Raw genomic sequence first — 25396 nt, 5'->3', positions numbered from 1 at the left:
CCCCTGTTCGCCCGCACCATCCGTGTCGACGCCCGGAGCGTTATGGGCGGAATGTTCCTGGATGTAGAGGTGGACCTTGATCTTGTCCCAGTGGAATTTCTTCTGCTCGTAGCCGATGTCCCGCACGCAGTCGCGGACGATGCCGTCGATCCGGCCCATCATCGCCTTGGTGGCCTCTTTCGACGACAGGCCCACCTCGCCGCCGACCACCACGCGGTTCGTGGTGGCGAAGGTTTCGCAGGCGACGCGGGCGTTCGGCTCTTCCTTCAGGAAGGCATCCAGGACAGCATCCGAGATGCGGTCACAGACCTTGTCGGGGTGGCCCTCCGAGACGGACTCGGACGTGAAGACGTAATCTTTGCGGCTCATTGGGAAGTGCTCCGTTGGATGATCCCCGCCACGCCAGGAAGCCGTTGTGGCAGTTCAGAAAGCGCCTTAGACGCCGGGGGGCGGGGCGTCAATGGGAACCCGCCGCCGCCCGATCATCGCCAGAAGGGCGAGACCTGCCAGCAACAGCGCCAGCGGTCCGTCCCCCCAGCGGGCATAGGGCGTCGGTGGCAAAGCACCAGGGATGTGGGTGTCCAGCGCCGCCATCTCGCCGAAGGGCAGTTCTTCGACGACGCGGCCATGCGCATCGACAACGGCAGTCACCCCGGTGTTGGCCACGCGGATCAAGGGCAGGCCCTGCTCGACCGCCCGCAGCCGCGCCTGGTCGAAATGCTGGAACGGTCCGGTCCAGACGCCGAACCACGCGTCGTTGGTGATCTGCAGCATCCAGTCGGCCCGCTCGGGCATCGCATTGACGTCGCGCGGGAAGATCGCCTCGTAGCAGATCAGCGGCAGGACCTTGCCAAAGCGGCCAAGGTCCAGCACCTGCGGGCCGGGGCCAGCCGAATAGGTGTTGCCCGCCTGGGCCGCAAAGGCGCGCAGTCCGAACCAGTCATAGGCCAGATCGCCGAAGGGGATATACTCGCCGAAGGGCACCAGATGCGCCTTGTCGTAAAGCGCGGTCTGTTCCCCTTCGCCCTCCAGCACCCGCAGGCTGTTGTAAAAACGCCCCGCTTCCTCGCGCTGGATGCCAAGCGCCACGGGCCGCCCCCCCGACACCGCCACCACCATGTCGGCAACCTCGGGGCTGTATTCCAGCATGTAGGGCACGGCGGTTTCCGGCCAGATCGTCAGGTCAGCCGGGCCACCCTTGGCGGTGAGGGTCAGGAGGCGATTGAAGAACTCCTGCGCCAGGGTGGCTTCCCACTTCATCGATTGCTCGGCATTGGGCTGGACCAGACGCAGCGTCAGCGCGCCCGGGTCCGGCAGGGGCTGTGCCAGGCGCCAAAGCCCGAAGCCCAGGCTTGCCACCAAGAGGCACCCCGCCGCGACTGCCCCCCGCACATGCCACAGAACCGGCAAAGCCGCTGCCAGAAGCGTGAGCAGGCTCAACATCGACGGCCCCCCCAGCGCCGCAAGCTGGTCCAAGGGCGTGCCGATCCAGACATGGCCCAGCATCGCCCAGGGAAATCCGGTGAAGATCACGCCGCGCAACCATTCCAGCGCCACGAAGGCTGTGACAAAGCCCAGAACAGGTGACCTGGCAAAGCGCGCCAGAACTGCCGCCGCCCCCCAGAAGAGGCCAAGCCCGAAGGCCAGCAAAAGGACAGCAAAGGGTGCCATCCAGCCATGACGGGCAATGTCGATCAGGAAGGGCTCGATGATCCAGCTGAGGCCCAGACCAAAATACCCGGCCCCGGCCAGCCATCCGGTCAGGAAGGCCCCACGCCGGTCCGTCGCATGCGATAACAGCCAGACCAAAGCCGCCATTGCCGCCAGGGTCGCCCACCAGAACCCCAGCGGAGCCTGACCAAGCGCAGCCATCGCGCCCAGGCCAAAGGCCAGCGCACCCCGGCGCTTGCCGGGCAGCCAGGCCTCACGCATGCGTCACGCAGCGCCCGGCACGGGCACCCGGACCCGCAGTCGCTTGATCCGGCGCGGATCGGCATCGACGATCTCGAACTGGACGCCGCTTTCATGCTCGATCACTTCGCCCCGCGCCGGCACCCTCCCTGAGCGCAGGAAGACCAGGCCGCCCAGCGTGTCGATCTCTTCATCCTCCTCGGCCGTCCGAAGCGGGATGCCCAGCGCGGCCTCGATATCTTCCAAGGGTGCTGTCGACTGCGCCAGGATCACCCCCGGCGCTTCCTCTTTCCACAGCGCGCCCTCGTCCTCGTCATGCTCGTCCTCGATCTCGCCGATGACGGTCTCGATCAGATTCTCGATCGTGACCAGCCCGTCGACCCCACCGTATTCGTCGATCACCAGCGCCATGTGGACCCGCTCCTTCTGCATCTTCTGCAAAAGGACGCCCGTCGGCATCGACGGCGGCGCATACAGGATCGGGCGCAGCAGTCGCTTCAGGCTGAACCGCCCCGAGGCACCGAACCCGTGCTGCAGCGCCAGGTCCTTCAGCAGCACCAGACCCTGCGGATGGTCCAGCGTGCCCTTGTAGACCGGCACCCGGCTGAAGCCATGTTCGCGAAAAACCTCGACCAGCTCGTCCTTGCCGATGTCCAGCGGCACCGCCACGATCTCGGCCTTGGGGATGGCCACATCATCCACCCGCATCCGCCGCAACGCGTGCAGCCCTTGCGACGGTGGCGGCGCGCCTGGCAAGGCCTCGGTCGAGGCGGGCTCGGATGCCGTGCTGAAAGCTGAAAGAAGCCGTCCGAAAAAGCCACGCTGGCCTTGGTCGGAGGAAGGTTCATCGGTCGTCCCGTCCAGCGCGCCCTGCGCTGCGAGAGACCCGTCGGTGCTACTGCCCATCGGTCCTTTGTCCAGAAAACCACCCGTTCCGCGGGCGCGGCCCCTAATATGGGTCAGAAACCCCAAGGCTGGCAAGTATCTGCACTTCAAGCGCCTCCATCACGGCGGCATCTTCCTCTTCGATATGGTCATAGCCCAGCAGATGCAGGACACCATGCACGATCAGGTGGGTCACGTGATCCAGCATCGGCTTGCCCTGTTCCTCGGCCTCGCGCGCGCAGGTCTCGAAAGCAATGGCGATGTCGCCCAGGGATTCGGGATCTTCAGCGGGGCCAGGGTCCGGCCGCTGCGGCGCCTCTCCCACAAACTCGGCCCCCCGCTCGTCCGACGGCCAGCTCAGCACATTGGTCGGCGCAGGCTTGCCGCGGAAATCGGCGTTCAGCACGGCAATCCGGGCATCGTCGCAGCCCATCAGACCGATCGAAAACCCTTCAACCGGCAGGTCAAGACGGTCCAGCGTCGCCCGCCCGGCGCGTTCGGCCAGCGTGGCCAGCCCGAAAGCCTCCCACCGCGCGTCCTCGATCACTGTCTCGACCAGTTCCATGCCCGCGCCCATAGCGCCCGCACCAGCCTGACGCAAGCGGGCCAAAGCCTTTCACATTGTCCAAATATCCTCAGGGGGTTTGGGGGCAGAATGCCCCCATCACCGAGGAGAAGCGCGCAAGCGCGCCGACGAGACAAAAGCCTTGCGCGTCAGCGCGCCGCTTGAAAGCCGTCAACTCGCCTCGTCGGCCTCGTAAGCCTCGATGATCCGGCCCACCAGCGGGTGACGCACCACGTCCTTCGAGGTGAAGTAGTTGAAACTGACCCCCTTCACCCCCTTCAGGATGCGCTCGGCGTCCGCCAGACCCGACGCGGTGCCGCGTGGCAGGTCGACCTGGGTCCGGTCGCCGGTGATCACCATCCGGCTGCCTTCACCCAGACGGGTCAGGAACATCTTCATCTGCATCGTGGTGGCGTTCTGCGCCTCGTCCAGGACGATGAAGGCGTTGGACAGCGTCCGGCCGCGCATGAAGGCCAGCGGAGCAATCTCGATCCGCTTTTCCTGCATCAGCTTTTCCACCTGCTTGGCCGGCAGGAAGTCGTTCAGCGCGTCATACAGCGGCTGCATGTAGGGATCGACCTTTTCCTTCGCGTCGCCGGGCAGGAAGCCCAGCCGCTCGCCCGCCTCGACCGCGGGGCGCGACAGGATGATCTTCTCGACCGCACCCGAGATGAACATCGTCACCCCCACGGCGACCGCGAGATAGGTCTTGCCCGTCCCCGCAGGCCCGATGCCGAAGCCCATCTCATGCTGGAAAAGGTTCGCGACATAGGCATTCTGCGCCTCGGTCCGGGGTTCGATCGGCCTTTTGCGCGTCCGCAGTTCCATGCCGGTCGAGAAAAGCTCGATCTGCTCGGCGCTTTCGGCATCCGACGGCCGTCCCGAAACGGGGCGGCCCATCCGCATCGCGCCGTCGATGTCGCCCGCGACGACATTGCGCCCGGATTCAAGCCGGGCATACAGCGAGCGCAGCACGGCGGCTGCCTGCTCGCGCGCGCCTTTTTCGCCGATCACCGCCAGCCGGTTGCCGCGCCGAAGGATATGCACCCCCATCTGGTGTTCGATCTGCGCGAGATTGCGGTCAAACTCGCCGCAAAGATCGATCAGCAATCGGTTGTCGGGAAATTCGAGGACAGTTTCCACGATATCCTCGGCGGACGGGGGGGTCAGCGCGCTGATGCCCAAAGGGCGCTCCTTCTATCAAGGGCCACAAGGAAAGTTTGCAGCCGGACACGTCATCTGGCAAGCGAAACCACCGACAGACACAATTTGTTGCGTCACTTCCCGCACTTTTCATGACAACCGGCAAGGAAACGCGCAAAGAAGAAGCCCCGGCGAGGGGCCGGGGCTGTGCCTGGATCTTCACGGGTCAGGAACGAAGCACGAAAACGCCTAGCGCGGCACGTAGTCGGGGCCGGGCGCGGTCGAGGTCTCATAGGGGCCAAGCACGGTCCCCGGCGGGTACTTGCCATCGCAGATCGGCAGTCCGGTCGCCGGATCGAAGCGCGGCGAGGAATAGCCTTCCACGCCATCGTCGATGATCCAGACCTGGCAGCCATCGGGATCATAGGCAATCGCCGCTTCGCCATCGACCAGCCCCGGATCGTCGTCGGCCCCGGAATCCGAAGCCTTCGCGATCACCGAATCAGGTCCGCCATAGCGCTGGACGTCCTCGAAGAACTCACCACTGGCACAGCCTGTCAGGCCGAAGGCCAGGACGGGCAGCAGCACCAGCCGTCTTGCCACGTCAGAGGTCGTCGCGAAATTCACTGCAAGTGCCATCTGGTCAACCCTTCTTGCAGAGAACTTCGACACGGCGGTTCTTCGCCATGCCCTCGGCCGTCGCGTTCGAGGCCACGGGCTGGCTTTCGCCGGAACCGGTCACCGTCTCCACCACCGCGCCGACCGATTGCGCCACCGCCGCCACCGCCTGCGCCCGCGCCTCGGACAGGCTTTGGTTGTAGGCGTCACTGCCGCGGCTGTCGGTATGTCCGACGACGCTGTAGGAATAGGCCTCGGTCTGGCGGAAGTAGTCCTCCAGCTTGGCGCGACCGTCTGCCGTCAAGGTGGCGCTGGCCGTGGCGAAGAAGGCATCGGCGCTTTCGGTCAGGCAGCTTGTCTGCCTGGTGCAGACCGGCTTGCCCGTCTTCGGATCGCGCCGGGGCACCATATATCCCTCGGTCCCGCCATCCGCCCACCAGTGCTGGCAGCCATCGGCATCAACCCAAAGCCCCCAGTCGATCTTGCCGCTGATCACCGGCTCTTGCGCGAAGCCCATTGAACCGGCCCCGATACTTGCCACGGACACGGCTGCGACCAGCCCATACCGAAGCACGACCCCCAAGTTAAGCAATGCCGCCACTCCTTCACACACCCTGCCGAGTCTTCGGTCTTGTTGGCGGCAATAAAGCAGAACAAATCGGTCGGCGAGACGGAAATCAGCGGTCCGTACAGGGTTATCCCCAGGCAAATGAGCAGATTTTCCGCCGACCGGCCAATCTGCAACAGTCAGAGCGGCCCCGACAGCGGTTCACCCGCCAGCGAGTTGGTCGACGAACCCGTGATCCGCACCCGCATCAGCTGGCCGACCTGGCCTTCGGGGTGCTGCACATGGACCGCATGCAGGTGGTCGGACTTGCCCACCATCTGCCCCTCGCGCCGGCCGGGCTTTTCGTACAGGACCTGCACCTCGCGGCCCACCATCGCGTCCTGCACGGCGCGCTGCTGGGCCGTAATCAACGCCTGCAGCTCTTGCAGACGCGCATCGGCGATCTCGGCCGGGACCGGGGTCTTCTCGGCCGCCGGGGTGCCGGGGCGGGCAGAATACTTGAAGCTGAACGCCGCGCCGAACCCCACGGCGCGGATCAGGTCCAGCGTCGCCTGGTGGTCGGCGTCCGTCTCTCCGGGGAAGCCCACGATGAAATCCGAAGACAGAAGGATATCCGGCCGCGCCGCGCGAATCCGCTCGATCAGGCGCAGGTAGGCGTCCGCCGCATGCTTGCGCTTCATCGCCTTCAGGATGCGGTCGGACCCCGACTGCACCGGCAGATGCAGGTAGGGCATCAGCTGCGGCAGATCGCCATGCGCGGCGACCAGGTCGTCTTCCATGTCGTTCGGGTGGCTGGTCGTGTAGCGCAGCCGCGCCAGTCCCTCGATCCCGGCCAGTTCGCGCAAAAGCCGCGCAAGGCCCCAGGCGCCACCCGGCCCTTCGCCATGATAGGCGTTGACGTTCTGGCCCAGAAGCGTGATCTCGCGCACCCCTTGCGCGACCAGCCCCCGCGCCTCGTCCAGCAGGCGCGCGACCGGACGGCTGACCTCGGCCCCGCGGGTATAGGGCACGACGCAGAAGGCGCAGAACTTGTCGCAGCCTTCCTGCACCGTCAGGAAAGCCGCCGGCCCGCGCGAGGATTTGCGTTCGGGCAGCTGGCTGAACTTGTCCTCGACCGGGAAGTCGGTGTCGACCAGACGCCCCCCGGCCTCGACCATCTGCGGCAGGCGGTGATAGGCCTGCGGGCCGACCACCAGGTCCACCACGGGCGAGCGGCGCAGGATCTCGGCCCCTTCGGCCTGGGCGACACAGCCTGCGACGCCGACCTTCATGCCGGGCCGCGCGTTCTTCAGGGCGCGCAGTCGTCCCAGGTCGGAATACAGCTTCTCGGAGGCCTTTTCGCGGATGTGGCAGGTGTTCAGCAGCACCATGTCCGCGTCTTCGACCACATCCGTCGTCACATAGCCCGAAGCACCCAGGGCCTCTGCCATGCGCTCGCTGTCATAAACGTTCATCTGGCAGCCGTAGGTCTTGACGAACAGCTTCTTAACTTCGGTCATGCACGGTCTCCGGGATGGCGGCTTCTACCCTACCTTGGTCTCCGCCTCAACGCCCATGCGCCCTTGCATCGCGGGCAGGGATCGTCGAATTTGCCGCGCGACCCGGACCGGACACCTCATGCGCCATTCCAGCCTTTCCAGCTTTCTTGACCGCCAGCAGGGCAGCACAGGCGGCGGCCCGCTGGTGCTGGTCCTGGCCGAGGATGAGGTAGAGCTGGACTCGACCCTGACGCACCAGCTGAAATGCGGCTTCCGCCACGTGGTCCTGCTGGCCCCCGACGGCGTGCAGATCGCCGAGGGGCTGGAGGACCGGGTTCACGTCGTCCGCCACGACGTCTTTGCCGAAGGCGCGCTGGTCGCGGCGGTGAACCAGGCCATCGCTGCCCTGCCCGGCACGTGGCTGCACTACTGCCACAACGCCGAATACCTGTTCTTCCCCTTCTGCGAGACCCGGACCGTGGGCGAAATGCTGGCCTTCCACGCCGAGGAACGGCGCGAGGCGATGCTGACCTATGTGGTCGACCTTTACGCCGGGGACCTGGGCGCAGCCCCCAATGCCGTGTCGACCTCCGACGCCTGGCTGGACCGCAGCGGCTATTACGCCTTGGCCCGCAAGGACCCCGCCAACGAATGGCAGCCGAAGGAACGCCAGCTGGATTTCTTCGGCGGCCTGCGCTGGCGGTTCGAGGAGCATATCCCCTTCGGCAAGCGCAGGATCGACCGCATCTCGCTGTTCCGCGCCAAGCCGGGGGTAACGCTCTTGCCCGACTTCACCCTGTCAGAGCCAGAGATGAACACCTATGCCTGCCAGTGGCACCACAACCTGACGGCGGCGGTCTGTTCCTTCCGTACCGCCAAGGCCCTGCGCACCAACCCCGGCTCGCGCCATGCGATCCCGACCTTCCGCTGGCCGAATTCGGTGCAGTTCACCTGGAATAGCCAACAGTTGATGGACCTGGGGCTGATGGAGCCGGGCCAGTGGTTCTGACCGATCACGCAGCCGTGAACCCAGCACCGAAACTTCGGCTCTGAAGCCTTCGTTCCTTTGGACATGACAGCCGGATGGTCCGGCTGGTCCCTGGAACGGAGATCCCATGTCCCTGAAGTCGATCCTTGGCGCCGCTGCCCTTGCCGCCCTTGCCACGACCGCCCTTGCCTCTACCGCATTTGCCGCGAACCCCGATGTCGGCGGCGCGCCGATGTTCGAGACGAAAAACATCGTCGAGAATGCCGTGAACTCGAAGGACCACACCACGCTGGTCGCGGCGGTCAAGGCCGCCGGCCTGGTCGATGCACTGATGAGCGACGGCCCCTTCACCGTCTTCGCCCCGGTGAACGACGCCTTTGCCGCCCTGCCCGCCGGGACGGTCGAGACGCTGCTGAAGCCCGAGAACAAGGACATGCTCGCCAAGGTCCTGACCGCCCATGTCGTGGCGGGCGACCTGAAGCTGGCCGATCTGCGCGCCAAGGTGGGCGCGGACGGCTATGCCAACCTGAAGACCCTGTCGGGCGACGCGTTGTCGGTCCGCTTCCGGGGTGACACGGCGATGATCTATTCGGAATCGAAGAACATCGGCCGGATCACCATCGGCGACGTCGACCAGTCGAACGGCGTGATCCACGTGATCGATACGGTGATGGTGCCGAAGTAAGTCCGCAAAGCGCCAGGGGCGGGGGAAACCCCGCCCGCCTTACGTCTCTTCGCCGTTGGCAAAGGGCACTTGCATCAGCGACCCCGCCCCCAGCATCCGCAGCACCGACGCCGGCGCTTCCGAGGCATCGATCAGCGGCGGCAGGTGGCAATCCTGCAGATGCGCCTCCAGATCCCGTTCGCCGTCCCCGGTCAGGTCACGTTGGCGCATCAGCGCCACGGGCGAGGCGGTAGGGACCAGCATCCCCTCGGCCGGACCGGACAGGATGCCGGTGATGAAGCGTGCCTTGGGTTGCTGCCCGGCGTTCAGGACCAGGAAGGCCATCGCCTCGAAGCGTTCTTCGGCCAGGACCAGATACATCCGGTTCAGCATCAGCAGCGCCCAGCCCTGGAAGGTGAAGCCTTCGGCCCCGTAGCGGGCCTCGATCAACCCATCGGCGGGGCGCAGCATCATGGCCATGCGGGCGATCCGGCCGGGCTGGCTGAACGACCGGTAGTACATCAGGTAAGCCCCGAAATACTCCACCCCGCGCCGTCCGGTTTCGCGTCGGGCCGACTCGATCACAGCGAAGGGGAACGCCAGGCTTTGCCCAGACTGGGGCTGTGCGGCCAAGGGCTGCACCAGGGCGCGGAACTCGGACGTCGGGGCCTCGAAGGCCAGCACGGTGAAACCCGGCAGCCCTTGAGCCAGAACCGCTGCAATCCGCGTCAGGTTGTGCTGTGTCGGGCGCACCCGCCCGCTTAGCCAACGCGAGACGACGGACTTGTCCACGCCCACCGCCGCCCCCAGCGCCGCGGGCGAGATGTTCGCCTGATTCAGCGCCAGTCGCAACCGGCCCGCAAAGTCCTCGGGAATCAGCATCACACACCTCCCGTGCAACCAGATGCAACGGTCCGCACGTCAACGCAACCTCTGACCTTGCGTTGCAACTGTGCGTGGGCGGCTGCGCGTGGCACAAACTGCCCTAACGTCAATTACTGGCGTTCTGCAACCGATCTGCTTTAAAAGACCTTTGACGACACCTTTCGCTCAAGACCTTTTCCCCGACCTCCGCACGGCGCACCCCGCGCCGGAGACACGCCGGGCTGCCGACGTCTTCCCCTCGAAAGCTTCGCCCGGCGTGTCGTCGCGGAACGGTCTGGTCTGGCCGGACAGCCCGCCAAAGGCCGCACAGTCGGAAATCGGGTGAAAGCTTCAGGCCTTGCGCAGGCGGATCACGACGTCGACGCGGCTGACTGCCATGCCTTCGGGCACCTGCGGCAGTTGCGCGATCTCCAGCTCTTCGGCCGGGGCGTCGGTCAGGGAATGGCTGTCTTCCCAGTAGAAATGCGGATGGTCATCGGTGCGGGTGTCGAAATAGCTTTTCGATCCGTCGACCACGACCTCGTTCATCAGGCCCGCATCGCAGAAGGCGCGCAGAGTGTTGTAGACGGTCGCCAGGCTGACCTTCTCGCCCGCATCGGCGGACAGCGCATACAGGCTTTCGGCGGTGACGTGACGGTTCATCCCGTCGCCGACCAGCAGTTCGGCCAGCGCAAGCCGCTGACGCGTGGGGCGCAGGCCCCCCGTCTTCAGCCAGTCTGCACTGCGTTCCGTGCCGGTCAAATGCCCGCCCCCTGTGATAAGCTTCGATATAGGGCTGCAAACCCGACGGTTTCAATGCGGAATCGAACGGTTCACCGGGAAATCCCTGCAAATCCGCGTGCGATTGCCCGCCAGACAAGGGTCGCGACCACCACGGACCCCAGTCCCGCCGCCCAGAACGGCAGCACCAGCGCCGTCCCACGCGAGGTGACCAACTCGCCCAGCGACACCACCACCCCCGAAAGGACCAGCCCCAAGGGCATCATCCCCCAGGCCAGAAGCCGGTAGATGCTGTTCACCCGGCCCCGCAATGCGTCCGGGATCAGACGTTGCCGGGTGCTTACCGAGACGACGTTCCAGACGAAGCTGCAGAACTCCATCGCCGCGAAGGCAAGGGCGAGGGTCCAGGGACCGGGCGCCAGTCCCATCAGCAGGAAGCTTGGCCCCGAAATCGCCAGCATGGCCTGCATAGTGCGCACCGGCCCCAGTCGCGCCGCGATCCGGTCGCCCAGCAGACTTCCCAGGATGCCACCGAAAGCGCCACCGGCCAGTGTCAGGCCGTAAACCTGCGCCGAAAGACCCAGGTTCTCTTGTGCATGAAGGACCAGTGCCACCAGGATGAGATTGCCGAACAGGTTCCAGAATCCGGTGGTGATGGCCAAAGTTTGTAGCAGAGGAACCGCGCGCAGGAATGCGAAGCCCTCGCCGATCTCGGCCTTCCAGCCGCGTTGGTCGGTCCGCACCGCCTTGAACTGCCCGGCCAGCCCCGCCACCAGCAGCATCGCCAGCCCGTAAGCCAGGGCGTTCAGTCCGAAGGCAAGGGGTAGCCACAGCCCGATCAGAAACGCCCCCAGCGCCGGGCCGATCAGCGCGTTGGTCAGAAGTTCCGCGCTCCAGAGCTGGCCGTTCGCCCGCTCCAGCCGGTCCTGCGGGACCAGTGCGGGCAGCATGGTCTGCGCGGCATTGTCGCGGAAGACCTCGGCCCCGCCGACGACCAGGGCCGCAACCAGCAGGCTTGTGTACAACCAGGGCGAGGACACACCCTCGTCCGCGGCCGGGGCCAGTGGCAGGGCAAGGCCCAGCGCCAGGGCCGCGCCCAGGAAGGCCAGCGCCCGCACGGCGTCCATGCCCAGGATCAGCCGCCGCCGGTCCACCCGGTCGGTGACCAGCCCTGCCGGCAGCGCCAGCAGGGCCCAGGGCAGGCGCAGCGCCACCGGCACCAGCGCCACCAAAAGCGCATCCCGCGTAAGCAGCGAAGCGATCCAGCCCCAGGCCACCACCGCGACCCCGTCGGCAAGGTTGGTCATCCCGCTGGCCGTGATGAACCGCTGAAATGCCGTCATATCCGGGAACCTCTTCGCCGTTGCGAGACTTGCCACCCTTCACCGCCCAATGCTAGGGAGGGTGAAGGGGATCACGGGGAGACACAAGGGATGGCGTCCTATCCGACCAGCTTCGACAAGGAAGCACTTCTGGCCTGTTCGCGGGGCGAGTTGTTCGGGCCCGGCAATGCCCAGCTTCCCGCCCCGCCGATGCTGATGATGGACCGGATCACCGACATCTCGGAAGACCGCGGCGAACATGGCAAGGGCCATGTGGTGGCCGAATTCGACATCACCCCCGACCTGTGGTTCTTCGACTGCCACTTCCCCGGCAACCCGATCATGCCCGGCTGTCTGGGGCTGGACGGTCTGTGGCAGTTGACCGGCTTCAACCTTGGCTGGCGCGGCTGGCAAGGGCGCGGCTATGCGCTTGGCGTGGGCGAGGTCAAGCTGACCGGCATGGTCCGCCCTGACCGCAAGAAGCTGACCTACTTCGTCGATTTCACCAAGGCCCTGCAGACCCGCCGCCTGACGATGGGCGTCGCCGATGGCCGGGTCGAGGCGGATGGCGAGGTGATCTACCTGGTCAAGGACATGAAGGTCGCGCTGAGCGAGGCGTGAGCCTTAGCAGGAATTGACGCCCAGCATCTGGTCGCCGTTGTAGACCTCGACAGAATTGTCCGAGGTCTTGATCCAAGTTTCACATACCTCCTTGCCGCCATCAAGGTCGGTCCAGGTGCGGCAGAACTTGCCGTCCTTGATCGCCCAGGTTCCGGCGATGGACAGTTCGTTGCCGTTGTCCATCTTGGCACCACCTTTGGCGGTGCCATCGGCGGCCAAGGCGAGTTCACCCTTGTAACCCATGCCATCGCCGCCCAGCACCAGCGTCACACCATTTGCCGTCAGGGCAGTAAGTTCGTCCTTGGTCATCGCCGTCCCGTCCTGGGCAGAAGCGCCGTGGAACGCGGTGAACGAGACAAGGACAGTCGGAAGCAGGCGATTCAGCAGCATTGCGCATACTCCTACAAACAGCTCCGGACACAGGCTCCGGTCCGCACAGATTTCCTGCACGGTCGATTCTGGTCAAGTCTCCCGAAGGGCGCAAAGCCTACAGGGCTTTCGCCTGATCAGCGCCCGCGCAGCATGGCCCGGACCGGTCGCAGCACCCGGCGCGCCCAGTCGGCGGCCCTGGTCGCGCGCCAGCCCGTGGGCACCGAGATGTCCGAACGGCTTGACCTTTGCTGCGCGACCGAAGGGGTGCAGACATAGGACGCCACCTCGGGATGGGCGCGGCGGAACCAGGAATAGGCCCCGTCGACATGCATCGGGCCCCCGTCGGGCGAGCCCTTGGGGCGCTGCAGCATCGCCTCCAGATAGTCGACAATCTGCCCGATCACCGCGCCCCGCAGGCCGATGAAATGGCCCAGAAGCAGTTCCCGCTCTGGCCTTAGCGGCTCCAGCAGGATCGCCCCGTCCGCAGCGGCCTGATCATGCCCGCGCCCGCCGTGCAGAAAGCCCCAGTCGGTGTCCCGCAACGCGTCAAGTCGGGCGTTGCGGGCCAGGGCGGCGGGGGTCCAGTCCACGTCGTCCTCAAGGATCAGGATGCTGCGATGGCCCGCTGCCACCGCGTCCTTCAAGGCGCCGAGGTGGCTGAGGAAACACCCCCGCTCGCCCAGCGACCCGAAATCGCCTGGGTCCGTGGGCCGCACTGCCGGGAAGAATTGTACCAGCGGATCGCCCGCCAGCCCGATCAGCGCCAGCTGCGCCATCATCTCGCGCCGCCGGTCGGTTCGGTCCGGCAGGTTGATCACATAGACCCGGTCGAACAATGCCCGCAGCAGGTCCTGGTCAAATCGCGTCTGGGGTCGGGAAGGTGCCATGCTGGCAGGATTAGTCGGTCCCCCCGCATCAGACAAGCGCTGCGCTGGCCAACCTCCTTGCCCCCTCCCCCCCTGTGCCCTAAACAGTCCTCAAGTCAGCGAAGGAGGCCCCATGCGCCGCGTCGTCATCACCGGGATCGGCATCGTCTCGTCCATCGGCAATTCCGCCGCCGAGGTCGAAGCCTCGCTCCGCGCCGGGAAATCCGGCATCGTCTTCGCGCCCGACTACGCCGAGCACGGCTTCCGCTGCCGGGTCCACGGCCAGCCGAACATCGTGCTGGAAGACCATATCGACAAGCGCGACCTTCGGTTCATGGGGGATGGGGCGGCCTATACCTTCATCGCGATGGACCAGGCGGTGAAGGACTCGGGCCTGTCCGAGTCCGATGTGTCCAACGACCGCACCGGGATCATCGTCGGCTCGGGCGGGCCGTCGACGAAGTCGTTCTTCAAGGCGCACAACATCGTCCGCGAAACCGGCAGCCCCAAGCGCATCGGCCCCTTCGGCGTGACCAAAGGCATGTCCTCGACCGTGTCGGCGTGCCTCGCCACGCCCTTCAAGATCAGGGGCGTGAATTACTCGATCACTTCGGCCTGCTCGACCTCGGCGCATTGCATCGGCAACGGCACCGAACTGATCCAGATGGGCAAGCAGGACATCGTCTTCGCCGGCGGGGGCGAGGAACTGGACTGGACGCTGTCCTGCCTCTTCGACGCGATGGGCGCGATGTCGTCCAAGTACAACGACACGCCCGAACGCGCCTCGCGCACCTATGACGCCAACCGCGACGGGTTCGTCATTGCCGGTGGCGGCGGCATCGTGGTGCTGGAGGAGTTGGAGCACGCCCTGGCGCGCGGCGCGAAGATCTATGCCGAGGTGACGGGCTATGGTGCCACCTCGGACGGGCACGACATGGTGGCTCCCAGTGGCGAGGGTGGCGAACGGGCGATGCGGGTGGCACTGTCCACCCTGCCGCAGGACCGCAAGATCGAGTACATCAACAGCCACGGCACCAGCACGGTCGTCGGCGACGTGACCGAGGTCGAGGCGATCCGCCGCGTTTTCGGCCAGGGGTCCACGCCCCCCATTGCATCCACCAAGTCGCTGACCGGCCACTGCCTGGGCGGCGCGGGCGTGTGGGAGGCGATCTATTCGCTGATCATGCTGAACGGCAACTTCATCGCCGCCTCTGCCAACGTCGAAACGCTGGACCCCGGCCTGGACCCGGCCGAGATCGTGACCACGATGCGCGACAATGTGCAGCTCGATTCGGTCCTGTCGAACTCCTTCGGCTTCGGTGGCACCAACGCTACCCTCGTCATGTCCAAGCATCGTAGGTAACGCATCATGGCCGATTTGATGAAGGGCAAGCGCGGGCTTGTCATGGGCGTGGCGAACGAGCGTTCCATCGCCTGGGGCATCGCCTCGGCCCTCCATTCGGAAGGCGCCGCGCTTGCGTTCAGCTACCAGGGCGAGGCGTTCGGCAAGCGGGTCCAGCCTTTGGCGGCCAGCGTGGGATCGGATTTCCTGATCGACGTCGACGTGACGAACGAGGAAAGCCTGGACGCCTGCTTTGGCGAGATTGGCCGCCGCTGGGGGTCGCTGGACTTTGTCGTCCACGCCATCGCCTTTTCGGACAAGAATGAACTGACGGGCCGCTTCATCAACACGACCAAGGGCAACTTCCTGAACTCGCTGAACATCTCGTGCTTCAGCTTCATGGACATCGCCCGCCGGGCGGAACCCCTGATGACTGACGGCGGATCGCTGATCACCCTGACTTTCCAGGGCTCGAACCGCGTCTCGCCGAATTACAACGTGATGGGCGTCGCCAAGGCCGCGCTGGAATCGGCCACCCGCTACCTGGCCAACGATCTTGGGCCACAAAAGATCCGTGTCAACGCCATCAGCCCCGGCCCGATGAAGACGCTGGCAGGGTCAGCCATCGGCGGTGCCAGGGCGACCTTCCGCCACACGGAAGAAAATGCCCCGCTTCGCGCCAATGCGACGCTTGAGGCGATCGGCGGCACGGCAGTCTGGCTGTGTTCGGACTATGGCGCCTGCACCACGGGCGAGATCATCCACGTTGATGGCGGCTACCACGCGCTTGGCTTCCCGCAGGCCGAGAATCTCTGACGCAACGGGGGCCAGCGGCGCCGTGACCTCCACCGACCTGACCCCCACATTTGTGACCGACCATAGCGCCGAGGGGCCGGATTTCACCATCTGCACGCTGGTGCGCAGCCAGGACAAGTATGACCGGCTGCTCGGCTCCTTCGCCCACACCGGCTTTACCGCCGCGAACAGCGAGTTTCTTGCGGCCGACAACCGGGACACCAACCGATTCGACGGCTACAGCTGGCAGAAAGCCTTGCTCGCCCGGGCACGGGGGCGCTTCGTGGTCTTCTGCCATGACGATGTCGAGCTTCTGGTGGCCGGCCATGCCCAGCTTCTGGCGGCTCTGGCGGATCTTGACCGAACGCAGCCCGACTGGCTGCTGGCGGGCGTGGCCGGCGGGCGCTACCGGCCCGAAAAGCACCATCGGCGGTTCCTGCGGATGCACATCTCGGACCCCTGGGGCGAGGACCGCCTCATGGGGACGGTGCCAGGCCGGGTCGAGACGCTGGACGAATGCTTCATCGTGATGCGCCGGTCGCGGCCGGTGATCGGGTCCTATGATCTGGACGGCCTCCATTTCTACGGCCCCGACCTTTGCCTGCAGGCCGAGCTTCTGGGCGGCTCGGCCCATGTGATCGACTTCCACCTGCGCCACTACGGCCGCGGGACCAAGGACCAGTTGTTTCAGGACGCCAGAGACCGCTTCGTGCGGAAATACGCGCCGCTCTTTCCGGGTCGCCACCTGCATTGCACGACGGGCGTCGTGCATCTTGTCCTGCCCGAAGGACAGGAGGGTGGGTGAATCACCCACCCTACGCCTGCGCGGCGATGGGCGTGGGCAACGGGCGTAGGGTGGGCGATCCGCCCACCACCCGTCCAAAGTCAGACCCGCAGCCCCACCACCGCAACGGCCTGATACCCCGCTCCGGGAGTGCCGGTCACGGTCAGGACCTGCGCCGCAAGTTCCGCCTCGGACGAGCCGCGGAAGATCCCGTCCCGCCGCAGACTGACGCCTGCGAAGGGTTCGACACTGGCCGCATAGCGCGGATCGGCGGCATAGGTTTCAGCGCAGGGGGCCTCGGGGAACGCAAACTGCGAGGTGAGAAGCGCAGCGGTGCCATTGACCGCGGCTTCGGCGCTGGCGAAGACCTCGAAATGCAGGTGCGGCCAGCGACCCGGATAGCAGCCTGGCAGCACGGTGGTAAAGCGGACCCGGCCCGAGCCGTCGCTGATCCCGACGCCGCGCAGGTAGTTGCGGTCGGCCGCGCCGTAGATCGAGTAGACCCCGGCTGCATCGCATTGCCACAGATAGACAGCATGACCCGCCAGCGGCGCGCAGCCGCTGCCGACGTCCTGCAAGGTCATCTCCAGCGTGACCGGGACGCCCTCGGCCACGGGTTGAAGCCCGCCGATCGAGGTGCGGATATCTTCGCGCACGACGCCCGCTTCCGTCAGGATGTTGACCAGCTGCCCTTCCCGCACATTGGTTCCGTCCGCTGGAAAGGGGCCGGGCGTCTCGGCCGGAAGTGCCACGCAGACGCTGCCATCCGTCGCCGTCTGCGCGCCACCCCGCACGGCCCAAAGCGACAACGCCATCCCGCCCATTGCCATTCCGGTCACCAGAAATCGCCGCCGTGCCAGATAGGGCAGATCCGCTGCCAGACCTTCGCGGCCATGATCATCCCTTTCGGTCATTCCACACGTCTCCCTCATACACCATTCGGGGATCATACGCCGAAGCTGTGCCAGTCCGTCGAACATAGACCGTCGAAAACGGTCCATCGTACACGGCCAGTTCCGGCAAATCCTTTGCCAAGCCGTTGACATCTGGGTCAATCGGTCTGCAACCGGAAGGGCATGCAAGGTGGAGCGGGCGGCGGGAATCGAACCCGCGTCTTTAGCTTGGAAGGCTAAGGTCTTACCATTACACAACGCCCGCGTTGCCTTCGGTAGGTATTCGGACCCGAACGGCTCGTCAAGACGCGACTGTCTTGGCCGGCGGTACGCAGCCCGCGACGAATGGCACCAGCGGCGGAAAAGGGCGAAAAGCAGCCCTTGGCGGGTGGCAAAGCTACGTCCGCTCTTATCCGAGATCGCGTCGGCGGTCCTTGCAATGGGACACACTTGCTCACCCTACGTCAGGCAGGTGTGGACAGGGGGCGCAGAGAACAGGACAGCGGCTGGCGGGATACGAGCCGGGTCTCAGCGGCGCAGCAGGGGTCGGGCCGCCTCGGATCCAGCTTGGCGCAAGGAGATCGAGGGCCTCGCGATTTCCCACGGCGCAGAGGTCAAGGCGCAGTTCAACGAGGTCCAGAGCGCACAAGGCGGATCGACCGGGGCTGGCAAGGGCGCTGCACCTTGCGAAGGGAACAAGAGGCGACGCAGGAGACTGCGAAGAGAGAACGGCGAACCCGGACTGCAGCCTTCCTGCTTGCTTTGCGCCGTGGCCGAACACCTAGCCAACGTATCGCGGTGCGTCAGCGGCAGGCCAACGCGGGCCGCGCCTGCTTGCGGATACGACCCGCAGGGCATCCCCAACCTCCGGCAAGCGCCCGAGGTTCGACAAGCGGGTGCCCGCAAGGGCCATCTGGCGCAACTGGGCAAACTTCAGGACCTGGCGGGCTGTTGGGCCATAGCTCGCCTCAACCCCTTTCGCGATCAGGTCGGGGAACAGCGTGGCAATCTCGCGTTGCTTTTCGACATCAAGCGCCCGCATCCCCCATGGACCGGGGAAAAAGCTTTCCGACCAGATGCCATGCGATGAAATCACCTCATGTCGCGCGAACATGAGATGCACATAGGTCACCGACCGCATCCCCTTGGCAATCCGGACCTTGCTTCCCGGCGTGCGAGCCAGATGTACCGCGCGGGCAAACCATTCGTCGGCGCCCGGGCGGACGAGAAGCGCATGTTGCGGAGACACGACCAGGCGCCGGTCCTGGCCAAATGCGCCAGGGTCAATCGCGATGGGCGCAAGTTCCGGTCGTGCCGAGAGATCATCCTGGGTCAACCGCCGCATGGCGCTCCACAGAACCGGCTGAGGGCCATTGTCGCGGGTCACCACAAGGTCACCAGGACGCAATGCCTCTACCGCGACCTCACCCCTGGGGGTCAGGATCATGGACCCTGCCGCGAAGCAAGGAATACCCGCGGCGTAAAGCTGTGCCTTCGTCGACATCTCCTCTGGAGAGACGCCCGACAGAATGATCGATTCCCCTTCGGGAAACGTCAGTTTCGCATTGCCCGACCCATCATCGGTTACGACAACATCCCGGCTGGTGATCGGATCGCCATTCAGGTTGCGCAGGTTGCTGACGTCAAGCTGGTCGTCGTACCGGCCGTCATTGTCGCTGTCTACGAGGCTGAAATCCGTGATCATGTCGCCGGAATCGGCAAACTCGACGACAAATACGTCGTTGCCGGACCCACCGGACAGAGTGTCGGCCCCGGTTCCGCCGTCGATCAGGTCGTTGCCGTCCCCCCCGAACAGATCGTCGTTGCCCAAGCCACCCAGAAGCGTGTCGGCATCTTCGTCGCCGTGCAGCGTGTCATCGCCGCCTTCGCCCGACAGACTGTCATTGCCTTGGCCGCCGTGGACAAGGTCATTGCCGGTCCCCGCAAGAACGGTGTCGGACCCTGCCCCGCCCTCGATCTGATCGGCACCACTGCCGCCAAAGAGCATGTCATTGCCACCGTCGCCGCGAAGAAGGTCGTCATCGCCTTCGCCGACCAGAGTGTCGTTGCCATCCCCCCCCTCCAGCGTGTCATTGCCCGCCCCGCCAAAAACCGCATCCGACGTTGCGTGCCCGCCACCCCAATCGGCCCCGTCATGGGCAATGATGATGCTGGGCGTGCCGTCGTCCGGCCCTTGCAGGGTCGTATTGCTTCCGTCGTCGCCCTGGATGATCCGGTAGGTGACGCCATTGAATGTGGCGAACTCGACCTCGCTGAGCGTATCGGTGCCATCACGGCCCGGAACGCTGTCGGTGACGATCAACTGGCCCTGCGCGCCGTAGTCAAAGCTGTAGTCCTGCACGGGGCCTGCAAAGATGGCCGTGTCCGACCCCGCTCCGCCGATCAGCGTGTCATTGCCTTGCCCTGCGAACAGCGTGTCCTTGCCATCGCCGCCCGACAAGAGGTCGCCGGTGCCCGTGCCCCCTTGCACCACATCGTCGCCGGCACCACCGGAAAGCGTGCTGCCCGAATTGTTGCCGGTCAGCGTGTCGTTGAACGCCGAACCAGTCACCTGTTCTACGCCTGACAGGACATCGCCCTGCGCTTCGCCAGCCGTGCCCGTGCCCGTCAGCAGGTTGACCGCGACCCCCGCGCTTGAGCCCGAATAATCCGCCAAGTCGATGCCCGAGCCGCCGGCCAGGGTATCGGCCCCTGCCCCCCCAACCAGCGTGTCGTTCCCATCGCCACCATGCAGGGAGTCGTTGCCGGATTCACCCGCAAGGGTATCGTTGCCCGAGCCGCCGATCAGTCGGTCATCGCCGCCCCAGCCCGCGACATTGACCCCCCCGGTCGAGGCAGAGGCGTCCAGCACGTCGTTGCCGTCCGAGGCCCAGACGAACTCGATCTGGTCAAAGCTGCCGCTGCCACCGGTGTCATAGGCGTAGGTGCCGCTCTCGTCCCCGGTGTAGGTGACTTGCACCCCCCCGCTCGTCGCGTCAAACCACAGCGCATCGACATCTCCGGCATTCTCGCCGCCAAGAATTGTGTCTGCGCCTTGGTTGTTCCAGACACTGATCAGATCACTGCCCGTGCCGGCATCGACCAGATCGTTGCCGGTGCCTGCAAACAGCGAGTCTTTGCCAGCGCCACCAAAGATCTGATCGTTGCCCGCGTCACCGCGCAGAAGGTCATCGTCGCCTTCGCCGACCAGCGTATCGTTGCCGTCGCCGCCATCCAGCGTGTCATTCCCCGCGCCGCCAAAGATCGCGTCGCTGGTCGCTTGCCCTTTGCCCCAATCCGCCCCGTCATGCGCGATGATGATGGACGGGGTGCCGTCGTCGGGACCCTGAAGCGTGGTGTTCGACCCGTCATCGCCCTGGATGATCCGGTAGGTCACGCCGTTGAACTCGGCAAATTCGACGCCGCTGAGCGTATCCGTCCCGTCGCGCCCGGCAACCAGATCGGTCACGATCAGCGCGCCAGAGGGACCATAGTCAAAGCTGTATTCGTTTACCGAACCAAGAAAGACGGAAGTGTCCGTGCCCGCCCCGCCATCAAGGCTGTCGTCGCCCCAGGCCCCGGCCAGAGTGTCATTCCCATCGCCGCCCATAAGCGTATCGTTTCCGGTCATCCCGACCACGAGGTCATTGCCCGCGTCGCCGTAAACGACATCGTCGTCGCCACCGCCGTAAGCCGAATCCTCGCCGGTGCCGCCGTAGATCGTGTCGTTCCCGGCCATGCCGCTCACGTTGTCGTTGCCCGCTCCGGCGCGGACCACATCCGCGGTGCCATCCGCACCGTCAATCTGGTCGCCCTGGGCGTCGACATATCCGGTCCCGATCACGTCATTGCCGGCGGTACCGTCAACGACGCCACCCATGTCGATCTGCTCGATCCCGGTGAAGGTGACGCTGGTGCCGTCGGCCCAGGCGACGGTCCCGGCCTCGTTGGAGCCGCCGCCATAGGTGATGGTTCCGCCTGCCGCTACCCGCAGCACATCCCAGTCATCGCCCGTCTCGCCGCCATCGATGACGTCGTTGCCCTCGGCCACCAGCACGTCGCGACCGGCACCGCCCATGAGCGTGTCGGCCCCCGCCCCGCCGGTCAGAAGGTCATTGCCCTCACCGCCCGACAAGAGGTCATTGTTGCCCGCGCCGCCCTGCAGCACGTCATCGCCCGCGCCGCCATACAGATCGCCACTGGTGTTGTGCGCGGTCAGCGTGTCGTTGAAGGCAGACCCGACGACGTTGTCCATCCCCGAGTAGGTGTCGCCCTGCGCGTCGCCGCCCGACCCGGTGCCGGTCAGCAGGTTGACTGACACGCCCTGGCCCGAGGCCGAGTAATCCGCCGTGTCGCGCCCGGTGCCACCAACAAGACTGTCCGCCCCGGCCCCGCCCGCCAGCGTGTCGTTGCCGTCGCCGCCATCCAGCGTGTCGTCCCCGCTGCCGCCGGACAACACATCCGCGCCGCCACCGCCATAAAGCGCGTTATTGCCGGAATTGCCGGTCAGACTGTCGTTGAACGAGGACCCGCGTAGATCTTCGATGCCCGACAGCACATCGCCCTGCGCATCGCCGCCCGACCCGGCGCCGCTGGAGAGGTTGACCGTGACGCCCGCGCCAGAGGCGGAATAGTCCGCAAGGTCGGTGCCCGCCCCGCCATCCAGCGTGTCGGCCCCTGCGCCACCCGCAAGCGTATCGCGACCTTCGCCGCCGAAAAGAGCGTTGGTCCCCGCATCGCCGGTGATGCTGTCGTCGAACGAAGTTCCGATGACATTCTCGATGCCCGACAGCGTATCGCCCGTTGCGGCCCCCCCGGAAGCGGTTCCGTTGGCAAGGTTCACCGTCACGGCAGATGAACCCTGATAGCTGACGGTATCCGAACCGACGCCGCCGCTCAGGCTGTCAGCGCCCTCGCCGCCAGTCAGAAGGTCATTGCCGTCATCACCGACGAGGGTGTCATTGCCATCCCCGCCCGACAGCGTGTCATTGCCCATGCCGCCGGTGGCGCTGTCGTTGCCCGCGCCAAGATCGACGCTGTCATTGCCGCTGCCTGCGTTGACGTTGTCGTTGCCCGCGCCTGAAGCGACCGTATCGTTCCCGTCCCCGCCTTCGATCCCGTCATTGCCGCTGCCAGAGGTGATGCTATCAGCCCCACCGCCCGCCCAGACGTTCAGGTTCGACGTGTTTGCAGCGCCGTTGATGGTATCGGCCCCGTCGGCGGTCTGAATCCCCTCGATCTCGGAGAAACTGCCGGTCCCGCCAGTATGGCTGTAGGTCCCCGCCTCGGACCCGGTGAAAGTGACCGAGACCCCACCTGCGCCGGTGAACACGACCGTGTCGAAATCATAGCCGGTCTCGCCGCCGAAGATGGTGTCGGTGCCCTCGTTCGCCCCAACGTAGAAGGCGTCCGAGAAGTCGCCGCCATACATCAGATCGTTGCCGGCACCGCCGGTCAGGTTGTCGATGCTGAGGCCGCCATACAGCTGGTCGTCGCCCGCGCCGCCATACAACTGGTCAGTGCCGTCATCGCCGAACAGGCTGTCGTTGCCGTCTCCGCCCGACAGGCTGTCAGACGCAGTGCCGCCGGCAAGGCTGTCGTTTCCAAGACCGCCATCCAGCGTGTCGGCCCCGTCGCCACCCCGAACGGTATCGTTGCCCGCCCCTGCCGCGATGCTGTCGTTGCCGCTGCCGCCGTCCACGCTGTCGGCTCCGCTGCCGCCGGTGACGACATCGTTGCCGGCCCCCATGCTGTAGGTCATGCCCGTGGTGTCGGCCCCACCGAACACGGTATCGGCGCTGGTGGTCCCGGTGATCGCCTCGATTTCGGTAAAGGTGAGCGTGCCGCCGCCGCCGGTTCCCGTACCAGCGCCATTGCCGGTCAGGGTGATCGTGCCGGCGACCGGGACCGAGGACAGATCCAGCGTGTCGAAATCGTCGCCGCCTTCGCCGCCGACCACGCTGTCGCCCGCGCCCGCGACGAAGGTATCGCGCCCGTCGCCGCCAAAGAGCGAGTCGTTGCCGCCATCCAGATCGACCCGCGAGGTGAGGGTATCGTTGCCCGCGCCGCCAAAAGCCACGTCATTGGCGAAATCGGCCGTGGTCAGGTCGATGGAATCGTTGCCTGCCCCGCCGTCGACACTGTCGGCCCCCTGCGCGCCGTCCAGCGTGTCGTCGCCACTGCCGCCAAAAAGGCTGTCGTTGTCTGCCCCGCCCTGGATCAGGTCATTTCCGCTCTCGCCATTCAGCCGATCGGCGCCAGCATCGCCGTAGACGCTGTCATTGCCCAGTCCGGCCCAAATGGTATCCTGCCCGTCACCGCCATACAGCAGGTTTGTGCCGGCAAGCTCGCCGGCGTCCTGATCGTTGAACAGATCGTTGCCAGCGCCGCCATAGACCGTGCTATCGCCTTCGCCGAACCAGACCGTGTCATTGCCGCTGCCGGCATCGATCAGGCTGTTGCTGTTCAAGGAAGTGACCGGCACATCGTCGATCAGGTCATCCCCGGCCCCGCCGTAGACCGTGTTGTTCCCCGTGCCGAAGTTGATGGTGTCATTGCCATCGCCGCCATCCAGATAATCGGCGCCGTCGCCCCCGTTCAGCGTGTCCTGTCCCGCATCACCAAAAAGGGAATCGTTGCCCGAGCCCCCGGTAAGGCTGTCAGCACCGCCGCCGCTGAACACCATCACCCCGTCCGTATCGGCCCCGGCGTTGATCGTGTCGGCATAGGCTGTGGAGTTGATCTGCTCCACCCCGGTAAAGGTGCCTGTGGCCCCGCCGGAGTAGCTGTAATTTCCGGCGTCGTTGCCAGTGAAGGTGACGTTGACCCCGTTGGTGCCAAGATAGTTGGCGAAGGTCATCGAGTCCCAGTCACCGACGGTTTCGCCGAGATCATAGAAATCGCTGTTGTGGTCTTCGGTGACGACGGCGGTGTCGTTGCCCGCACCGCCGTACGCGCTGTCGTTGCCCGCCCCGCCCGAGAAGGTGTCGTCGCCCTCATCGCCGTAGATCAGGTCGTTGTCGCCACCGCCAATGATCTGATCATTGCCCGCCCCGCCGCGGAAGGTGTCATTGCCGCCTTCCGTGCTCCAATCACCGATCCGGTCATCCCCGGTTCCGCCATCGACGGAATCGTCACCGTTGCCGGCTGTGACGGTGTCATTGCCGTCGCCGCCAAAGACTGTATCGCGCCCATCCCCCGCCGACACGGAATCGCTCCCGGCCCCGGCCATGACAAAGTCGTTGCCGGTCGTGATCTTGTCGCCCTGTGCATCCGTATAGCCGACATTCATCGTGTCGGCCCCGGCGGTGCCATCGACCGAGGAGATGAAGTCCCCAGCCACCCGGTCTGCCAACATGTCGCCCGTGTTGGACGACACGCTGTTCAGCGACAGCGACAGGATCGGTTTGGCCGTCAGCGCTGCCTGGTCGGCGTTGGCGGTCTCTTCGGGAGCCAGGTACGTGTTGCCGTTCACATCCTGGAACACCACGGCCGTGATGTTGGCCGTCGTCCCGTCGACGTAGGTTATCGTTGCGTTATAGATCGCCGAGGCATCGAAGTTCTGCGCGGCCCCGCCGTTGATCCGGAACGAGTCGTACCCCCCGCCATTATCGAGGTCATAGGTGGTGTTGTCGTCCTCGCTCAGCGAGTTCGAAGACAGCGTGCGGACCTGACCGCTGAGGGGCGAGGTTGAGGACCCGTAGGTGCCAAGGATGCCCGCAGCATTCTCGACAATCTCATTGCCCTGGGTCGTATCGATCTTGGCGAGGTTGCCGATGAAGATGACTTCGAACGTCGTTGCCATTGCTTAGCCCCCAATGATCGAAAGGACACCGGTGCGGCTGGCCGATCCTGATCGGACGGCCCCGAGTGCAGCCCGGTTCGCCGCATGGCGGCGAGGGGCAGCCTGGGCCATCGCCTGCAGTCCGGGGACGAGGCCAAAGCAGCCTCGGCGGGGCGGTTGCCCAAGGATCGAA

The 25396-nt window shown here is 65.6% G+C and carries 21 protein-coding genes, 1 tRNA gene and 1 riboswitch; of the genes, 6 read left to right on the top strand and 16 right to left on the bottom strand.

Translation table 11 applies throughout. From position 1 onward, the window contains the following. From U1E69_RS01085 to miaB, 8 genes are all read right to left on the bottom strand, one after another. The coding region (locus tag U1E69_RS01085) for an S-adenosylmethionine synthetase N-terminal domain-containing protein (RefSeq protein WP_322242174.1) at positions 1–369 on the bottom strand (369 nt) is incomplete at its 3' end. Between the two features lie 7 nt (positions 370–376). After that, positions 377–425, bottom strand: a riboswitch (SAM-SAH riboswitch). A gap of 10 nt (positions 426–435) precedes the next feature. Next, positions 436–1932 carry an apolipoprotein N-acyltransferase gene (lnt, locus tag U1E69_RS01080; protein ID WP_322242173.1) on the bottom strand — a complete coding sequence of 499 codons (1497 nt, stop codon included), beginning with the start codon at positions 1930–1932 and terminating at the stop codon, positions 436–438. 3 nt (positions 1933–1935) lie between these two features. Then, on the bottom strand, positions 1936–2817 hold the full coding sequence (locus U1E69_RS01075) for a transporter associated domain-containing protein (protein ID WP_322242172.1): 882 nt from the start codon (positions 2815–2817) through the stop codon (positions 1936–1938). A 43-nt stretch (positions 2818–2860) separates the two neighbouring features. After that, the gene (ybeY, locus tag U1E69_RS01070) at positions 2861–3361 is read right to left on the bottom strand and encodes an rRNA maturation RNase YbeY (RefSeq protein WP_322242170.1); all 501 of its coding nucleotides are present in this window, start codon (positions 3359–3361) and stop codon (positions 2861–2863) included. A 171-nt stretch (positions 3362–3532) separates the two neighbouring features. Continuing rightward, positions 3533–4546, bottom strand: a complete 1014-nt coding sequence (locus U1E69_RS01065) for a PhoH family protein (protein ID WP_322242169.1) — start codon at positions 4544–4546, stop codon at positions 3533–3535. Positions 4547–4753: 207 nt separating this feature from the next. After that, a complete protein-coding gene (locus U1E69_RS01060) occupies positions 4754–5143 on the bottom strand; it encodes a hypothetical protein (RefSeq protein ID WP_322242168.1) in 390 nt (129 codons plus the stop codon). A 4-nt stretch (positions 5144–5147) separates the two neighbouring features. Beyond that, complete coding sequence (locus tag U1E69_RS01055; RefSeq protein WP_322242167.1) at positions 5148–5714, bottom strand: OmpA family protein; 567 nt, start codon at positions 5712–5714, stop codon at positions 5148–5150. A 155-nt stretch (positions 5715–5869) separates the two neighbouring features. Beyond that, complete coding sequence (gene miaB / locus U1E69_RS01050; RefSeq protein ID WP_322242166.1) at positions 5870–7189, bottom strand: tRNA (N6-isopentenyl adenosine(37)-C2)-methylthiotransferase MiaB; 1320 nt, start codon at positions 7187–7189, stop codon at positions 5870–5872. Positions 7190–7307: 118 nt separating this feature from the next. Here miaB and U1E69_RS01045 point away from each other — a divergent pair, with 118 nt between their 5' ends. Then, positions 7308–8177 carry a hypothetical protein gene (locus U1E69_RS01045; protein WP_322242164.1) on the top strand — a complete coding sequence of 290 codons (870 nt, stop codon included), beginning with the start codon at positions 7308–7310 and terminating at the stop codon, positions 8175–8177. A 106-nt stretch (positions 8178–8283) separates the two neighbouring features. After that, entirely contained in the window at positions 8284–8841 is a 558-nt protein-coding gene (locus tag U1E69_RS01040; RefSeq protein WP_322242163.1) for a fasciclin domain-containing protein, read from the top strand. Positions 8842–8880: 39 nt separating this feature from the next. On the opposite strand, the gene U1E69_RS01035 is transcribed toward U1E69_RS01040, so the two are convergent. From U1E69_RS01035 to U1E69_RS01025, 3 genes are all read right to left on the bottom strand, one after another. Next, positions 8881–9702, bottom strand: coding sequence for a helix-turn-helix transcriptional regulator (locus U1E69_RS01035; RefSeq protein ID WP_322242162.1), 822 nt, complete (start codon positions 9700–9702; stop codon positions 8881–8883). Between the two features lie 333 nt (positions 9703–10035). Beyond that, a complete protein-coding gene (irrA, locus tag U1E69_RS01030; RefSeq protein WP_322242160.1) occupies positions 10036–10446 on the bottom strand; it encodes an iron response transcriptional regulator IrrA in 411 nt (136 codons plus the stop codon). A 71-nt stretch (positions 10447–10517) separates the two neighbouring features. Further along, a complete protein-coding gene (locus U1E69_RS01025; protein ID WP_322242159.1) occupies positions 10518–11768 on the bottom strand; it encodes an MFS transporter in 1251 nt (416 codons plus the stop codon). 90 nt (positions 11769–11858) lie between these two features. Between U1E69_RS01025 and fabA the strand changes: the two genes are divergently transcribed. Further along, a complete protein-coding gene (gene fabA, locus U1E69_RS01020) occupies positions 11859–12368 on the top strand; it encodes a bifunctional 3-hydroxydecanoyl-ACP dehydratase/trans-2-decenoyl-ACP isomerase (RefSeq protein WP_322242157.1) in 510 nt (169 codons plus the stop codon). Between the two features lie 3 nt (positions 12369–12371). Here the strand turns inward: fabA and U1E69_RS01015 are convergent, their stop codons facing one another. Both U1E69_RS01015 and U1E69_RS01010 read right to left on the bottom strand, forming a co-directional pair. After that, on the bottom strand, positions 12372–12758 hold the full coding sequence (locus tag U1E69_RS01015) for a hypothetical protein (protein ID WP_322242156.1): 387 nt from the start codon (positions 12756–12758) through the stop codon (positions 12372–12374). A gap of 116 nt (positions 12759–12874) precedes the next feature. Continuing rightward, the gene (locus tag U1E69_RS01010; RefSeq protein ID WP_322242154.1) at positions 12875–13627 is read right to left on the bottom strand and encodes a glycosyltransferase family 25 protein; all 753 of its coding nucleotides are present in this window, start codon (positions 13625–13627) and stop codon (positions 12875–12877) included. A 112-nt stretch (positions 13628–13739) separates the two neighbouring features. Here U1E69_RS01010 and fabB point away from each other — a divergent pair, with 112 nt between their 5' ends. From fabB to U1E69_RS00995, 3 genes are read left to right on the top strand one after another with little or no spacing between them, the layout of a single operon-like run. Next, a complete protein-coding gene (gene fabB / locus U1E69_RS01005) occupies positions 13740–14969 on the top strand; it encodes a beta-ketoacyl-ACP synthase I (RefSeq protein WP_322242153.1) in 1230 nt (409 codons plus the stop codon). A gap of 6 nt (positions 14970–14975) precedes the next feature. Beyond that, on the top strand, positions 14976–15764 hold the full coding sequence (locus tag U1E69_RS01000) for an enoyl-ACP reductase (protein ID WP_322242151.1): 789 nt from the start codon (positions 14976–14978) through the stop codon (positions 15762–15764). Between the two features lie 22 nt (positions 15765–15786). Then, positions 15787–16548, top strand: a complete 762-nt coding sequence (locus U1E69_RS00995; RefSeq protein ID WP_322242150.1) for a hypothetical protein — start codon at positions 15787–15789, stop codon at positions 16546–16548. Between the two features lie 80 nt (positions 16549–16628). On the opposite strand, the gene U1E69_RS00990 is transcribed toward U1E69_RS00995, so the two are convergent. From U1E69_RS00990 to U1E69_RS00980, 3 genes are all read right to left on the bottom strand, one after another. After that, positions 16629–17441 (bottom strand): hypothetical protein, encoded by an 813-nt coding sequence (locus U1E69_RS00990; RefSeq protein WP_322242149.1) that lies wholly within the window; start codon positions 17439–17441, stop codon positions 16629–16631. Between the two features lie 170 nt (positions 17442–17611). Then, positions 17612–17685 (bottom strand) — tRNA-Gly (locus U1E69_RS00985). A gap of 516 nt (positions 17686–18201) precedes the next feature. After that, positions 18202–25224: a Hint domain-containing protein gene (locus U1E69_RS00980; protein ID WP_322242147.1), complete on the bottom strand. Its 7023-nt coding sequence runs from the start codon at positions 25222–25224 to the stop codon at positions 18202–18204. Between the last annotated feature and the right edge of the window lie 172 nt (positions 25225–25396).

The organism is Tabrizicola sp., from assembly GCF_034366665.1.
Lineage (GTDB): Bacteria > Pseudomonadota > Alphaproteobacteria > Rhodobacterales > Rhodobacteraceae > Tabrizicola.
Note: the sequence above shows the minus strand (reverse complement) of the source record. Positions and strands in the feature narration are given on the sequence as shown.